Source organism: Candidatus Methanoperedens sp. (assembly GCA_027460525.1).
Classification (GTDB): domain Archaea; phylum Halobacteriota; class Methanosarcinia; order Methanosarcinales; family Methanoperedenaceae; genus Methanoperedens.
This window is the reverse complement of the sequence record JAPZAS010000036.1, coordinates 39,643-53,269: the sequence shown is the minus strand read 5'-3', so window position 1 is coordinate 53,269 and position 13,627 is coordinate 39,643. Positions and strand designations below refer to the sequence as shown.

The 13,627-nt window shown below is 42.0% G+C and carries 18 protein-coding genes; 7 read left to right on the top strand and 11 right to left on the bottom strand.

What is annotated here, in order from left to right; all coding sequences use genetic code 11:
* Positions 1-133 precede the first annotated feature (133 nt).
* Complete coding sequence (locus tag O8C68_13225) at positions 134-1,045, top strand: UbiA family prenyltransferase (protein MCZ7396754.1); 912 nt, start codon at positions 134-136, stop codon at positions 1,043-1,045.
* On the opposite strand, the gene O8C68_13220 is transcribed toward O8C68_13225, so the two are convergent.
* The 3 genes from O8C68_13220 to O8C68_13210 all read right to left on the bottom strand — a co-directional run bounded on the left by O8C68_13220 (position 1,038) and on the right by O8C68_13210 (position 3,844).
* On the bottom strand, positions 1,038-2,411 hold the full coding sequence (locus tag O8C68_13220) for a hypothetical protein (protein ID MCZ7396753.1): 1,374 nt from the start codon (positions 2,409-2,411) through the stop codon (positions 1,038-1,040). The genes O8C68_13225 and O8C68_13220 overlap by 8 nt on opposite strands.
* A gap of 211 nt (positions 2,412-2,622) precedes the next feature.
* On the bottom strand, positions 2,623-2,976 hold the full coding sequence (locus O8C68_13215) for a hypothetical protein (protein MCZ7396752.1): 354 nt from the start codon (positions 2,974-2,976) through the stop codon (positions 2,623-2,625).
* Positions 2,960-3,844: a hypothetical protein gene (locus tag O8C68_13210; GenBank protein ID MCZ7396751.1), complete on the bottom strand. Its 885-nt coding sequence runs from the start codon at positions 3,842-3,844 to the stop codon at positions 2,960-2,962. Before O8C68_13210 ends, O8C68_13215 begins: the two co-directional genes overlap by 17 nt.
* Positions 3,845-3,963: 119 nt before the next feature.
* On the opposite strand from O8C68_13210, the gene O8C68_13205 reads away from it, so the two are divergent.
* Together O8C68_13205 and O8C68_13200 are read left to right on the top strand one after the other, a co-directional pair.
* Positions 3,964-5,304 (top strand): FAD-dependent oxidoreductase, encoded by a 1,341-nt coding sequence (locus tag O8C68_13205; GenBank protein ID MCZ7396750.1) that lies wholly within the window; start codon positions 3,964-3,966, stop codon positions 5,302-5,304.
* 189 nt (positions 5,305-5,493) lie between these two features.
* Positions 5,494-5,796 (top strand): hypothetical protein, encoded by a 303-nt coding sequence (locus O8C68_13200; GenBank protein ID MCZ7396749.1) that lies wholly within the window; start codon positions 5,494-5,496, stop codon positions 5,794-5,796.
* Between the two features lie 3 nt (positions 5,797-5,799).
* Here the strand turns inward: O8C68_13200 and scpB are convergent, their stop codons facing one another.
* The 3 genes from scpB to twy1 are packed head-to-tail and all read right to left on the bottom strand — an operon-like array spanning position 5,800 to position 8,546.
* Positions 5,800-6,894, bottom strand: coding sequence for an SMC-Scp complex subunit ScpB (scpB, locus tag O8C68_13195; protein ID MCZ7396748.1), 1,095 nt, complete (start codon positions 6,892-6,894; stop codon positions 5,800-5,802).
* Positions 6,891-7,583, bottom strand: a complete 693-nt coding sequence (locus O8C68_13190) for a ScpA family protein (GenBank protein ID MCZ7396747.1) — start codon at positions 7,581-7,583, stop codon at positions 6,891-6,893. Before O8C68_13190 ends, scpB begins: the two co-directional genes overlap by 4 nt.
* 42 nt (positions 7,584-7,625) lie before the next feature.
* The gene (gene twy1, locus O8C68_13185) at positions 7,626-8,546 is read right to left on the bottom strand and encodes a 4-demethylwyosine synthase TYW1 (GenBank protein MCZ7396746.1); all 921 of its coding nucleotides are present in this window, start codon (positions 8,544-8,546) and stop codon (positions 7,626-7,628) included.
* A gap of 121 nt (positions 8,547-8,667) precedes the next feature.
* Between twy1 and O8C68_13180 the strand changes: the two genes are divergently transcribed.
* On the top strand, positions 8,668-9,864 hold the full coding sequence (locus tag O8C68_13180; GenBank protein ID MCZ7396745.1) for a methionine adenosyltransferase: 1,197 nt from the start codon (positions 8,668-8,670) through the stop codon (positions 9,862-9,864).
* 21 nt (positions 9,865-9,885) lie between these two features.
* On the opposite strand, the gene O8C68_13175 is transcribed toward O8C68_13180, so the two are convergent.
* Both O8C68_13175 and O8C68_13170 read right to left on the bottom strand, forming a co-directional pair.
* On the bottom strand, positions 9,886-10,299 hold the full coding sequence (locus tag O8C68_13175; protein MCZ7396744.1) for a secondary thiamine-phosphate synthase enzyme YjbQ: 414 nt from the start codon (positions 10,297-10,299) through the stop codon (positions 9,886-9,888).
* 15 nt (positions 10,300-10,314) lie between these two features.
* Complete coding sequence (locus O8C68_13170; GenBank protein MCZ7396743.1) at positions 10,315-10,647, bottom strand: nucleotidyltransferase domain-containing protein; 333 nt, start codon at positions 10,645-10,647, stop codon at positions 10,315-10,317.
* A gap of 103 nt (positions 10,648-10,750) precedes the next feature.
* Here O8C68_13170 and tmk point away from each other — a divergent pair, with 103 nt between their 5' ends.
* Positions 10,751-11,353 (top strand): dTMP kinase, encoded by a 603-nt coding sequence (tmk, locus tag O8C68_13165; protein MCZ7396742.1) that lies wholly within the window; start codon positions 10,751-10,753, stop codon positions 11,351-11,353.
* An 18-nt stretch (positions 11,354-11,371) separates the two neighbouring features.
* Here the strand turns inward: tmk and O8C68_13160 are convergent, their stop codons facing one another.
* Positions 11,372-11,779, bottom strand: a complete 408-nt coding sequence (locus O8C68_13160; GenBank protein ID MCZ7396741.1) for a PIN domain-containing protein — start codon at positions 11,777-11,779, stop codon at positions 11,372-11,374.
* Positions 11,776-12,012: a hypothetical protein gene (locus O8C68_13155; protein MCZ7396740.1), complete on the bottom strand. Its 237-nt coding sequence runs from the start codon at positions 12,010-12,012 to the stop codon at positions 11,776-11,778. The genes O8C68_13160 and O8C68_13155 overlap by 4 nt, the downstream gene beginning before the upstream one ends.
* A 92-nt stretch (positions 12,013-12,104) precedes the next feature.
* Between O8C68_13155 and O8C68_13150 the strand changes: the two genes are divergently transcribed.
* Positions 12,105-12,671 (top strand): O-acetyl-ADP-ribose deacetylase, encoded by a 567-nt coding sequence (locus O8C68_13150; GenBank protein MCZ7396739.1) that lies wholly within the window; start codon positions 12,105-12,107, stop codon positions 12,669-12,671.
* A 37-nt stretch (positions 12,672-12,708) separates the two neighbouring features.
* Positions 12,709-13,371, top strand: coding sequence for a hypothetical protein (locus tag O8C68_13145; protein MCZ7396738.1), 663 nt, complete (start codon positions 12,709-12,711; stop codon positions 13,369-13,371).
* Between the two features lie 68 nt (positions 13,372-13,439).
* Here the strand turns inward: O8C68_13145 and O8C68_13140 are convergent, their stop codons facing one another.
* Entirely contained in the window at positions 13,440-13,586 is a 147-nt protein-coding gene (locus O8C68_13140) for a hypothetical protein (protein ID MCZ7396737.1), read from the bottom strand.
* Between the last annotated feature and the right edge of the window lie 41 nt (positions 13,587-13,627).

Below are 13,627 nucleotides of genomic sequence, written 5' to 3'. Positions count from 1 at the left end.
GAAACAGAAATCACAGAGAAAAGAGGATGAGAAGGTAGCGGAAGAGATGTTCAAGGGTGTAAAACTATACGGCGGATGAATTATCTTAAATAAATATACTTCCGCAGACCTGCGGAAGTTTCCCCTCTTTTCGATGCCGAAAAAATTGCTAGAAATAATAAAGTTGTGTTATACCCCCTATTCGCTATTTTCCCCTATACCATTTTTTGCGATAGTAATCTTTCTATTATCAAATAAGTTTAATGATTCGATTGCATTTCATATATTCTCTCTTACCGCTGGAGTGGGAGTATGTCTTTTATCAAGTTTTGCATCTAACATATGGAATCACACTAATGATCTAAAGGAAGATTTCGCACAAGGTAAAAAAAATGCATTAACCCAGAAAATAATTTCATATCGTTCTGCCGTGATATTATCTTTAATATTATATATAGTATCATTGATTAGTGTTTATTATATTTCTATAAGAGTCGGAAGACCTGTATATCTATTTTTTTTTATCTGGACATTGATTACATGGTGGTACTCAGATAATATTTTTTTAAAAAAAATATTTGGTTTTAGATTAAAAACTCATTATGTTGGCGAGTTAATAACCTACAGTGTTGCATATCCTGTTTATACACTTAGTATATGGCTTATCTATTCTAATTTCAATACAACTGGTCTTGTATTAGCTTTAGCATTTTTATTTTTTGGAATTTCTGTTGTATTACTAAAGGATTTAAAAGACATATCAGGAGACAGAAAAGCTAAATTAAAAACTTTTGGTGTCGTCTTTTCACCATCAAGGCTTTTTCAACTATCATGTATTTTTTTGCTTCTATATTATATAGTTATCTTAAACTCCATCGCTTTGAATATTTTCAGCCGCAGTATATTGCTGATTACTATCCCATTTTTTTACTTTATGAAAAATACTTTTTGGTACTTCACAAAAAAAAACTGGATACTTGAAACTGGAGATATCAAGCGCATCAAAATAATGGTTGTTACAACCTATTTTTCCATAATCCTTTTGGGAGCAGGAGCTTTCAGTTAATCTCTAAACAAACATTTGTTCCAGCAGATGTGAAGAAGATGTTGTCTTCTGCTTCAGAAATATAATTCCTTTTTTTCATCCCGTTTGGAAGGTATACAGAAGGAGCTTCGGTTATTATACCAAAATAATTTTCCTTTGCCAATTTTTTTACTTCATCCTTATAACTAAAAATTTTCTCTCCAAAAGCTGAGATTGTTCCAACATCTATACAGAAGAATTTGAAATCACCATTTTGCCTGAGATGCCTCAAACTGGATATAAAGTCATTGGACTTAAAATCTATAAATTCGTATCCGAGGAATACATCGTCATAGTAATCTGAAACATTGATAAAAAATGGGTAAAGATCAAAAGGATAATAAGAGCCGGCACCCACAAGAACCACTCCTTTTGGTTTTTTGGTAAAGAATATTAGCATGTATGGTGTCTGAACTTGAAAGTCTCCTTTGCCCATTTGCGTTAATAAATCGTCTTCTTTTTTCGTGGATACTGCTGTCAGATTTTTCACAGCGTTCATCGGCGGCACCCCGTCCAGCGAAATTAACACACTTTTCTCAAAACTTGCTTTAAATTCTTTCAATATTGTGAATTTTTTTCGTACTATATCTTTCGTTTCTTCAAACGTACTTCCCTTCTCAGGAAATATATCATCATAAACAGCATTTATATTATTTTTCTCTACCGTCAGTGCCGCAATGCCCCCGTCAATATCCTCGAAATTGCAGAATATATGTGGGGAGTCAAATCTTACCTGCGTATGCATCACGTTTATGCCTATGATAGGGACTTTGTAACCCGTATGCTTTGCGAATATGCTTAACACCGTGGGAGGCAGGTAGAAGATATTTTCTTTATTGCAGTAATCGGCAAATTTCCCAGCATATTCTTTCTGTTTTCCCTGACTCGTTCCTTTGCACATCTTACTATAATAATAACCCTTAGCATAAAACTCCGCAGACTTGAGCGCCCCAGGCACATGCACCAGAGGGAAATGAAGCACAACAGCACCCGTCTCACATTTCACTCTTTTTGCAAGCTTTTCCGCAGATTCGATTGCGCCTTTTTCTCTAACCCCATCCACGCGTACCTTTGCATCTTTGTCCTTGCACAGCACCAACGCAGCACCGTCCATCCTCATGTCGTCGGGATAAATCATCCCATCAACTGAGGCGCCGATTTGCGGTATGTCGCCGTACTCCTCATGGAATATATCCAGCATTGTCTGGTATTTGCCATTGTACTTTAACGTGGCATAGAATAAAATAAGGTCGGGCTTAAAATCCAAACGTTCATGAGCCAGCTCGACGATTTCATTTGCAGCCTGCTTATAGTCCTTCTTATTACTGAAAAGAGTAACTGATTTCATTTTTACTACCTTTTTTTATTCTGACAATAAATCTTCCCTATCATCTGTCCTGAACATTCAATTATATTGTTTAATAGAATATATATAACTTATGATGATGATGACAGATTCGTTATGGACAGACACAAGAGAGATTTCACTTTATTCGCATGTAATAGATTGATCAAATTTTAAATTAGACTGATTAAATAATTCTCTATCAACCAGTATCTTAAGCCACACATTCCTCAATAATCTTGGTCGCCCGAAGCGTTTCCAGTGAAATAAGCTGCTGGTTCGCCTCCGCCTCAGCAATCGTAACCAGCACAGTGGACTTCGAGGAAGGAGCGATCAGAATCCTGTTATTCCTGAAATAAAAAATGGTCTCCTGGAGCCCCTCTCGGTTCATCTGCCCGAGCACATGCCCGATCTGCTTCTCAAGCCAGAACATGGTCTTCAAGAGATGCTCTCTGTATCCCGGGGTTCTGATGGATATGGGCATGCCGTCTATTCTGTAGAGTATACATGCCTCGACCCCTTCGATTTCATAAAGCCCATCAAGAGTTTCTTCAACTTCTTTTGCCATATCCTTTTTTCTCTTCTTCCAAAACCAGCTTGAGAATTGGCGATGGATCGTTATCATGCGTCCAGTTCCTCTGCAAAGCCTTTATCTTTGCTGACAATTTTTCTCCCAATGCACCCATAGATTTTGTTTTTTCGATTGCCTCTTCAAACTGTTCATCGAATTTAGTATTAGATTTCACTCGTTCTATTTGTTTTTCAGAAGCATGGAGCACAATTCCAAGACCATTTTCTATGGAATATGGGTAAAGCCCCTCTCCGTGTTTTGAACCGCGATGCTTCATAATTCTCAATGTTCTATCGTACATTTCACCAAAACCCAGGTTCTGGAGATGTATCACGGTATCTGAAAGATACAATGGCATTGCAGAGCCTTCCTGGTTTCCATCCACAGCTTCTTCGAGCACCATCACGACAGTTCCCAGTTTGCGCAGCTCTTGAAAGATTGTGCTCAGGGATTTCCGTTTCTCTTTCTCAGAATAAAAGGTAAGATAGGTGAGGGGATCAATTACTATTCTGGGGTTTAAAGCAATTATCGATTTTTTAACTATCTCCACAATATCCAGCGATGGAAAAGTAAGATTCTCTCCAAAAACTTTGATTATTTTTAGACTTCCGTCTTCAATATAATCTTTGATAACTCCCCACCCCATGTCCGTGCAATCACGGATAATTTGTTCCTCCGACATCTCAAAGGAAACGTATATCACCTTTTCCCCTCGATCAAGACCGAAAAGGGAATACTGCAATGCAAAGGTGGTTTTCCCAACGCCAGTCCCTCCACGGATAATATTGATGGTGTTCTCTCGAAAGCCTCCGCCCATCAGGTCATTAAGACCATATATCCCAGTTGAAATCCGACCCTTCTTCATCTTACCTTAGTCTCGTAATTATGTAGTTATTTGTATGCTTTGAATATTATTTATAGTTTTGGTAGAGAAGGCAGGAGACAATTGAAAAGTTATAATTAGTTTGGCATTAATGAACAAGCATGGCAAATATAGTAATAATAGGTCTTGGAAGCGGTGGTTTTGCAGCCACCCTGGCTGCACGAAGAACTGACAGTAAATCTTCCATCACAATTATCGAGAAAAGAGCTTATGAGATGTTTTCTCCCTGCGGGATGCCCTTTGCAATAGAAGGCATAGTAAGCCTTGATGACCTTAGATTCTCCCTGCCGGATGATAAGCAAATAACAAAACTGCTGGAGCATGAAGCGCAGGCAATTAATTCTGCTGAGAAAAAGGTCGTGGTAAAGAACCTGAAAACATGTGAGATTGTATCGGTTCCATACGACTCGCTCATAATTGCCTCTGGTGCTGAGCCTTTCATCCCTTCGATAAAAGGTGCAAAAGAAAATATTGATAGAGGGGTTTTTGTCCTTCATGATATTGAGAGCGCACGAAAAATCATAGAGCATGCCAAAAATGCAAAAAAAGCAGTGGTCGTGGGAGCAGGACCAATAGGTCTTGAGATTGCCGCTGCTTTGAGGAAAAATGGGCTTGATGTTGCTGTGGTGGAGATGCTTTCTCATGCTTTCCCTCGCGCCCTTGACAGGGATATGGCAAAGGTGGTGGAGCAGTCGGTTGAGGAAAGCCAGATTAAATTGTTATTCAATAAAACCGTCAGCAGTGTAAACGGCTCGCCTGTTGAATCTGTTTCAATCGGGGATGAAATTATCGAAACGGATATGGTGGTTCTTGCTTCAGGGGTAAGAGCAAACCTTGACACGGCAAGAAATGCAGGTATTGAAACTGGAAGATGGGGCATTAAAACAAATGCAAGGATGGAAACAAATGCCAAAGGGATTTATGCAGTCGGGGATTGCACTGAAACCGTGAGTCTTATCGATCACAGACCCACGGTTATGCAGTTATCCTCAGCGGCTTACAGGCAGGGAATGGTTGCAGGCACTAATGCAGCTGGCGGGTATGATACGTATGAAGGGGCACTTTTGACTTTTGCTTCGCTTATAGGAAAACTTGAGGTTGCAGCTACAGGTTTTAATGAGTTCTTTGCTCAGTCTGCTGGATATAAGATAATCTCAGGAAAAGCCCACGGGAAAAATAAGCCTGATTATTATCCCGGCGCAAAGGATATCACGGTCAAGATTATTGCGGATGCGAAAACAGGAAAAGTCCTGGGTGGTCAGGTCGTCGGGGAAGGAGCCGGGGCGCGCATAAATGTCATCTCTCTTGCGATAAAATGCGGTATAGACGTCTATACTCTCAGCCAGACAGAAATGGCTTACTGCCCCATGCTTGCCGAGAATTATGATGTGCTGAATAAGGCTTCGGATTTTGCTGTGAGGAAACTGGAGAAAGGCAGGTGAAAACGTCTTGAACTGCTCGACCTCCACATTCCAAACTATTTAATTAAGCAAAAGTATATAACGGACAAAACTTCTTAAAATCTTGGTGGTAATAGATGGAATTCTTTGGTGAAAGGATTTTAAATGAGCATCGAAGACTTCTTGTGTGCATACAAAGACCACTGCAATTAATGAAATGAGGTTAGCTTTATGGAACAAAAGACAATTAAAAAAATAGAGGTAATCCCCTTTGCGCTGACGATAGGATTAATAGAGGCTGTGCTTGGTCTCATTGTAGGTATTATCGAGGCTCTGTTCATCGGAGCCATGATGAGCCTTGCGCCCTACTATGCCGGGCCATCTGCAATGATGGCACGGGGTATAGGAGTTCTTGCTATAGTCGCCTATCCAGTAGCGTTTTTCATACTTGGTTTCATCGGCAGCGCAATAATAGCTATTATATACAACTTTATCGTTCCGCATGTGGGTGGAATAAAGGTCGAAGTGGAATAACATTTACCTCTTTACACTTTTTAATCCCTCGATCACGGCATCATATCTCTGGCATATCCTTTTAACAATGTCCACTTCCGCATTCTTATGTGTGGGAATAAGAATATCAGCCCCACTTCCAATCTCTTTGCCTTTACTTGACGTGCCATAATCAGGCGCAATTTTCACGCCATCCGAGGAAATCCCCAGGCGCAGCTCACTGACCATACGCGACACCATTTCAGTCTGCGGCGCAACTTTTGCCCCTATGGCATAGGCTTTTTCTATATACTCATCCTTCAATCCCGAGATGTATTCTATACTCTCCCTGACTTTCCTTTTACTGCCGTACTCAGCAAGAATATTAACCGAATTAATCAGTTCCTCAAATGTTGCACCTGAGACCTCAATTATCCTTCCGTCAAAGTATCCTCTCACTCGCTCTTCATAACCTTTAGGTATCACAAGCACGCCCAGTTCAGCCAGCCTGTCGCGCGTTTCGTCCGTGGGAGTATACGGATTTATCACCTCATATTCTTCAATTCCAGAGAGTGCCATCAATGATTCATACATCGCCGTGACGCCAATCCCCTGCTTCCCGAGCCACTTATCAAGCCCCATCTTCTGCTCGCGGGCAAGTTCTATAATCTTGCGCTTTATGGCCTCAGGTTCGGTGGAATCGAGGTTGAAATACTCGGCAAACCTCGTCGTTGTCTGAAGAAGGCGCGTCCTGCCCTGCGGCGTGGCTGATACCAGACCGTTCTCCTCAAGTTCCCTTACATGGTCGTATGCAGCAGCCCCCCTCCTGTATACAAGCTCAGCCACCGTGAGAGGCTGGTGATACGCTATCATAGCCAGCGTGCGCAGCACTGGCGAGCGCAGCTCTTTTGGCGCGACCGATCTGACCTTTTCCGCATATTCGGGCTTGACCTGCATCACGAACCTTCCCTCAATCTCCCTTATCTCGATAGCGCTGCCCCGCTGCGCATACTCATCCATCAACTGCTGGATCAATTCCCTGGCGTTCTTTCCCCTTAATAACCTGCGAAGCTGTTCTATATCCAGCGGGTCACCTGATGCAAATAGGGCTGCTTCTATAATCTCCTTATCACCACTCATATGGCTTGTCTCCTGATGTAAAGTTCACCAAAAAGTTCTTCCTGTTCAAGCCAGATTTCCTTCTTTGTGGCAAGGAAGAGAAGGGCAAGATAAGCCACTACACGTCCTGTCCTGTCAAGCGGAGTTGAGAGATCTGAAAATTTTATATACTTTTGTTTCTCAAAGAGTTCATTCAATAAATCTCTCATTCTCCCAACCCTGCTTTCAATGTCTTCTTCATGGGCAAATGAAAGCACTTCCTCGATGGTGATGCGGCGCTCTTCTGTTTTGTTTTTAAAGCGCTCCATCCTTTTCTTTTCTAATGCCTCAGCCTTCTTGAGCTCTGACAGCAATTCCTCAAGTGTGACAGGGCGGTTGGATGAGCGGCGAAGAGGCATTGCAGGCACGGGATAATCGGTGATTTCAAATTGCACAGAATCATCTTCTATCATATCTTGCGGCTCTTCCACTTCCACAAGTATATTGGATTTCATGCGCAGCAATATGGCTGCGTACAGAAGAGTCCTTCCGGAAACACGCAGGTCCATCTTTTCAAGCTCTTCTACATGCCGTAAAAACTTATCCGTGACCTCGACTATATCGATATTCCACGGGTCGATCTCCCCGTTTTTAGCAAGGGTCACCAGAATCTCAATAGGTTCTTCCAGTATGTCTTCACTGGAAGTTACCTCAGCCTCTCCTTCAGTCATATTTGCATGGATATAAGCATATAAAAGCACATAAGGATTTTGTCATATACCATGCCTTATCCCGTCTTTTGAAAGGAGTACTACCCGGCTATTCCTGGATTCATCAGCGATGCAGTAACCGAGGGCTTGTGCTACCTTTCCTGAAAAATCCAGCACTTCTTCATGGGAGGGCATGTTGTTCAAAGACAAACGCTTTCTTGAAAAGCCAAGGTGCATGTAAGCTTTCAGCTCCACATAATCAGGTTCAGCAGTCCCTATCAGATGCGCAAAACCATCAGGATTCATCATATTGATACCCTTGGTCAAGGTTAGCCTGACCGCAGTCCTTGTTTTTGAATCTTTCATAATTTCCAGTGACTGCTTTATGCTCTCCCACGTATCCCCGAGTGGAGCGCATACTTTCAAGTACGTTTCTTTATCAGGTGCATTGAGGCTGATATAAAGCTGCGTGGGTTTGATTTTGCCTACCATATCAGGATTCGTACCATTGGTTACCACAAATGTGGTCATGTCCTTTTTATGGAACTCATCAACCAGTTCAGGCAGATACGGATAGAGCGTGGACTCGCCTGAGAGCGAAATTGCTACATGCTTTGGTGCAAATGCCTCTATCCACTTCTCCTTATCCATGAATTCTGAGCCGCCGTATCCTGAAATTAAACGGCGCTGCTCAGCAAGGCAGCTCTTCACTATTTCTTCAGGCGAATCCAATTCCTCTGGGACTTCCACAGGCATCTCAATTGCGCGCCAGCAGTGAAGACACCTCTGGTTGCATGCAAGGATGGGAGTCATCTGGATGCAGCGGTGCGAAGTTATCCCGTAGAACCTGGATTTGTAGCAAGCTCCTTCGCCGCGCAGGCTTTTATTCAGCCAAAGGCATGTTTTTACTGCGCCGTGAGTGCCTGCAAGGTGGTAGCCATGTTTTTTGAGGAGGGTTTGGGTGGATTCCGTGATTGAAGTCATTATCTGGTAATTGGTTCTTTTATCCGCATAATATTAAAGGATGATTAATAGACTTACCTCAAACCGAAAGTTATTATATACAAAATGACATCAAATGGAGAAAAACCTTTGAGGTAATCTAATGGCAAGAAATATTCGCGTTGAAAAAATCACACAAACTCCAATCGAAAAACAGGAAATTGAAATTGTAGAGAGAAAAGGGGTCGGGCACCCAGACAGCATGGCTGACGGCTTTGCAGAGGCGGTAAGCCGGGCGCTGTGCAACGAATATATTAAAAAATGCGGAACAGTGCTTCATCACAACACCGACCAGGTTGAAGTTGTGGCAGGACGTTCCTGCCCGCAATATAAAGGCGGGGAACTCATTTCACCGATTTATGTTCTCCTTGTAGGGAGAGCTACAAAAGAATTCGAGGGCATAAAAATCCCAACCGACACCACGGCAGTAAGAGCCGCAAAACAATACCTGAGAACCACACTTCCTGACATCGATTCAGAACATGATGTTATAATCGACTGCAAACTCGGCGTGGGCTCAACCGACCTCCAGAGTGTGTTCAAACGCGGAAAAGCTCCTATGGCTAATGATACTTCTTTTGGCGTGGGACATGCCCCCTTCTCTGAGGTGGAGCAGATTGTGTATAACACCGAGCGGCAGATGGTGTTGAATTTCAAGAAAGAAATCCCTGCAATTGGAACTGATATCAAGGTTATGGGTATGAGAAAGAACGATGACATAACTCTCACAGTGGCATGTGCGATGATAGGAAAACATATCGATGACCAGGACCACTATTTTTCAATAAAAGAGGAACTGCGCAATAAAATCTGCGACCTTGCAGCGGAATATACAGACCGCGAGGTCGAGGTATTCGTTAACACAGGCGATGATGAAAAAACCGGCTCGGTTTATCTCACAGTTACGGGGACTTCAGCCGAGATGGGTGATGATGGTTCGGTAGGGCGGGGGAACAGGTGCAACGGACTGATTACCCCGAACAGACCGATGAGCATGGAAGCCACAAGCGGCAAGAACCCGATAAACCATGTAGGCAAGCTGTACAACCTTCTCTCCAACCAGATAGCAAAAGATATTGCAGAGAATGTTTCAGGGATTGAGGACGTGTACATCCGCATCCTTTCACAGATTGGGAAGCCCATTGACCAGCCTCTGATTGCCAGCGCCCAGGTGATACCCCAAGACGGTGCGAATATGAAAGTCATCAAATCAGAGTCAGAAGCCATCATAGACAGGAGGCTGGCGGATATCACAAAGATTACAGAGATGATTACCAGAGGAGAGCTGGATACTTTCTAGCTTTGATGAACCTGATTTTATTCATTCATTTTTAGATGGGTTCATCAAACCCCCTATTATTTTTACATTCACGCTGCGGTTTCTCGGTCCATCGAGTTCCACAAAGAATATACTCTGCCACGTTCCGAGAATGAGATGTCCATCTTCAACTGGTATAATCTCACTATTGCCAAGAAGGACTGCTCTAAGATGCGAATCGGCATTATTGTCTATCTGGTTGTGGGCGTAATTTCTATTCTCAGGGACAAGCGTTTCTAACATCGCCAGTATATCGCTTCTTAACCCGCGCTCGTTCTCGTTAACTATTATCCCGCTTGTGGTGTGACGCGTAGAGATGACGCAGATGCCGTCTTTTGCGCCGCTTTCTTTTACTATTGCGCGTACTCGGTCGGTTATCTCGATGAGTTCAGTGCGGGCTGTGGTCTTGATGTCCATAGATATTTCCCTCGTTCATAAAGAAAATCCTTCTCTTTTTGCATTGAGTATAAGCGGTAATCTTCTCGTTCTGTATTCTTCCTCCTTGAACGGGATTATAGAAATCAGCGTATCGTATTTCAGATCTAATTCCCAAATTGCATCGAAATATTTTTTGCGCTCGGCGATTGGTTCTTTCATATCTTCTAAAAGAATTATAATATCTATATCCGAACCCTCAGTAAAATCTCCACGGGCATAGGAACCATATAAAATAATATCTTTTAGTTTATCTCCGTAGATTTGCTTAAGGCGCTTTTTGGCTTCAGCTAAAATTGTTTTTATTGTTTGAGGAATTTTTTTCTTCATTTTACCAGCATCTTTAAAGCTTTAATCTCACTTAATCTATTACAATTAAAACTATTTGGAAAATGGATAAGCTTTTTCATTAAAACTGCGATATATAGCCAGAATGTCAAAAGGAAAACTAATCACTCTTGAAGGAATTGACGGGACAGGAAAAACCAGCATTGCAAAAATGCTGAAAACTAAATTCACTGAAGCTGTTTTTACAAAGGAGCCAACCCAAAGCTGGATTGGAAAGGCAGTTAAAAAATCAATAGGCTCTGAGGCTGACCCTCTGGCTGAGCTGTTTCTATTTGTAGCCGACCATGCGGAGCATATAGCCAAAGTAATCAGACCCGCTCTCGAAGAAGGAAAAATAGTAATCTCAGACAGGTATTCTGACAGCAGGTATGCCTATCAGGGCGCCACGCTTTCAAGTCTTTTCGATGATCCGATGGAATGGATACAAAAAATTCATAAAGGCTGGACGATTGTTCCGGATCTGACCGTCCTGCTTACAATAGACCCAGGTGTTGCGGTTTCGCGTTGCGGTGTTCGGGGGAACCATACAAAGTTTGAAAAAATCGAGTTCCTGAAAAAGGTGCAGGAGAATTTTTTGGCACTCGCGAAAAGGGAGCCGAAAAGGTTCGTTGTAATAGATGCGGGAAGGGAATTTAAAGTTGTAGCACAGGAAGTTGAATCGGTAGTTAAGGAATTTCTAAGTAAGTAATTGCTGATACAAGCACCTTCAACCAGTCACAGCCTCAACTTCGCTTATTTTTAGGAAATCCTTGTCAAAAGTTGCAATCTTCTTTATCCTCTTCTGTTCCATGCATGCAAGATTGGAAGCATCAACAAAGCTCAGAGCCGTATTTTCTTGATTTATGAAGATTTCCCATGCCCTCTCAAATACGTCGCTCGCTTTCATTATTTCGATTTCTTTGGCATTTAGTAAAACATTTCCTACTTCTTTAGCAGCATCAATGCTTTTCCTTAGCGCAAGAACTGTTGTGACTTCTGAGAATATAAATTCTGAAATAATTCCAATGCCGTATTTTCCTTCATTAAGTTTTTGAAAAATCTCAACAGCCTTTTTGTGATTTACATCATCTGCATTTTTATACGCAATAATTGCACTGGAATCCAGGAATATCAAGCCGTCTCCTTTTTATACAGTACCTCATCGATCTCTTCACTCAAATTTCGATACAGGTAGCCAAAATGTTCTGGTTTGATTTCAAGGATACTTTTCTTCTTTTTTTTCGCAAGACCTAACCATTCACTGACAGCTTTTGTGACCGCATCCCCAATGGATAAGCCCTCTGCTGCTGCTTTTTCTTTCAATCTTTTGTAAACGAAAGGGTCTATGTTCCTGATAGTAGTGTCCATATGTAACACATGTGTTACGAAAATATATATAGCTATCGAGCTGAGAATATGCACCAAAAGAATTAAAATAAGCGATTCCATCTCAACAAATAATGGAAACCATTACTGGAACCACAAGAATAATCCTCGTACTTGGAGACATCACTGAACAGGATACCGATGCCATAGTCAATGCAGCAAATCCCAGCCTTCTTGGAGGGGGTGGGGTGGATGGTGCCATACACAGGAAAGGGGGAGCGGAGATATTGAAAGAGTGCAAAATTATCAGACAGACATTATACCCTGATGGTCTGCCCACAGGTAAAGCTGTGATGACAACAGGAGGAAAACTGAAAGCAAAAAAAGTTATCCATACTGTCGGACCAATCTGGAGCGGGGGAGATGGAGGAGAGCCGGAATTGCTTGCTCAGGCTTATATTAGCAGCCTTGATCTTGCCCAGAAGATGGGATTAAAGATTATCTCATTCCCGTCCATCAGCACAGGCGCATACGGGTACCAGATCGAGAAGGCAAGCAGAGTCGCCGTCAGGGCTGTTGTGGAATTCCTTGAGAAAAATAATGGGTTTGAAGAGGTGAGGTTTGTGCTTCACAGCCAGCATGACCTTCGAACCTATGAAGGGGCATTAAAAGAGATTCTTGATTCGCTTAAAACAGCATGAATAATGTTTATATTTTCAGGATAATAAGAGTTATAATATGACTGAGCTTGGTAAAATAGAAAAACCTGAAGCGAAAGGCTTCACAGCAAAACGCAAACTCTACGTGGTTCCGACGCTGCCCTTAGAAGAAATGGCTTTCCAATTTAAGCTCGATACTGCAAAGGTTGAGCGGTTCTGGAGCGAGGTCAGGGAAAAAATAGACTATTTCATCCCAACTTATGGAGATATCAGCGTGCTGTATCTCGAAGGGATTAACGACGATGAGAAAATAGGAATAGAATTTTTCGATAAATTCGAAAAAGAAAGCAGCCATTACAAATTAATAAAGAATCTGGTGGATAAAGGCGCAAAGCTCAGGGGAATCGATAAAAGAGAATATATTATGCGGTCGAAGCTGCTTTTTGAGGAATATTCCAAATCATTCTTTCCAGAGATCGAAGAAATCCATAAGGGCTTTTACGGCAAGGATATCGATTTTGAAGGCTGGAGGAACTATCTTGTAAAAAAGATTCAGGAAACGCAGGATGAGATGGGCAAGCTTGCCTCGAAAATAATAAATGAACTGCCGGAAAATGCTAACGGCGTCTTTATCATAACCGATGGAAGACCGATCGAGTTCCCTGAAGGCATTGATGTTTTCCAGATAAGACCGCCTGCGTTCGATGAGATTGCAAGGAGTATAAGGGAAAATATAAAATGAAGCAATCTTTTCCGGTCAAAAATTAATACTTTCTAATTTTTTTTAAATTTAATAGAAAGCCTTAAATATTACAGGTATATGTATGGTATAATTATGGGCATAATGATGATGATAATTATAGCCCAGTGTCCGAGCCCACCTCCTATGGGTAGCTCCTCTGTTGCTATTAGGGGGCGAAAATCCCCCCTCGGACAATCCTCCTTTTTTTCAGGCATGTTGTAACAGCTTGACAGAACCTAACCACAATAACCTTTAC

Excerpts from the sequence above, each read along its gene's own strand:
- O8C68_13225 (MCZ7396754.1), top strand. The coding sequence starts at position 134 with ATGCCGAAAAAATTGCTAGAAATAATAAAGTTGTGTTATACCCCCTAT.
- O8C68_13220 (MCZ7396753.1), bottom strand. The coding sequence starts at position 2,411 with ATGAAATCAGTTACTCTTTTCAGTAATAAGAAGGACTATAAGCAGGCT.
- O8C68_13215 (MCZ7396752.1), bottom strand. The coding sequence starts at position 2,976 with ATGGCAAAAGAAGTTGAAGAAACTCTTGATGGGCTTTATGAAATCGAA.
- O8C68_13210 (MCZ7396751.1), bottom strand. The coding sequence starts at position 3,844 with ATGAAGAAGGGTCGGATTTCAACTGGGATATATGGTCTTAATGACCTG.
- O8C68_13205 (MCZ7396750.1), top strand. The coding sequence starts at position 3,964 with ATGGCAAATATAGTAATAATAGGTCTTGGAAGCGGTGGTTTTGCAGCC.
- O8C68_13200 (MCZ7396749.1), top strand. The coding sequence starts at position 5,494 with ATGGAACAAAAGACAATTAAAAAAATAGAGGTAATCCCCTTTGCGCTG.
- scpB (MCZ7396748.1), bottom strand. The coding sequence starts at position 6,894 with ATGAGTGGTGATAAGGAGATTATAGAAGCAGCCCTATTTGCATCAGGT.
- O8C68_13190 (MCZ7396747.1), bottom strand. The coding sequence starts at position 7,583 with ATGACTGAAGGAGAGGCTGAGGTAACTTCCAGTGAAGACATACTGGAA.
- twy1 (MCZ7396746.1), bottom strand. The coding sequence starts at position 8,546 with ATGACTTCAATCACGGAATCCACCCAAACCCTCCTCAAAAAACATGGC.
- O8C68_13180 (MCZ7396745.1), top strand. The coding sequence starts at position 8,668 with ATGGCAAGAAATATTCGCGTTGAAAAAATCACACAAACTCCAATCGAA.
- O8C68_13175 (MCZ7396744.1), bottom strand. The coding sequence starts at position 10,299 with ATGGACATCAAGACCACAGCCCGCACTGAACTCATCGAGATAACCGAC.
- O8C68_13170 (MCZ7396743.1), bottom strand. The coding sequence starts at position 10,647 with ATGAAGAAAAAAATTCCTCAAACAATAAAAACAATTTTAGCTGAAGCC.
- tmk (MCZ7396742.1), top strand. The coding sequence starts at position 10,751 with ATGTCAAAAGGAAAACTAATCACTCTTGAAGGAATTGACGGGACAGGA.
- O8C68_13155 (MCZ7396740.1), bottom strand. The coding sequence starts at position 12,012 with ATGGACACTACTATCAGGAACATAGACCCTTTCGTTTACAAAAGATTG.
- O8C68_13150 (MCZ7396739.1), top strand. The coding sequence starts at position 12,105 with ATGGAAACCATTACTGGAACCACAAGAATAATCCTCGTACTTGGAGAC.
- O8C68_13145 (MCZ7396738.1), top strand. The coding sequence starts at position 12,709 with ATGACTGAGCTTGGTAAAATAGAAAAACCTGAAGCGAAAGGCTTCACA.
- O8C68_13140 (MCZ7396737.1), bottom strand. The coding sequence starts at position 13,586 with ATGCCTGAAAAAAAGGAGGATTGTCCGAGGGGGGATTTTCGCCCCCTA.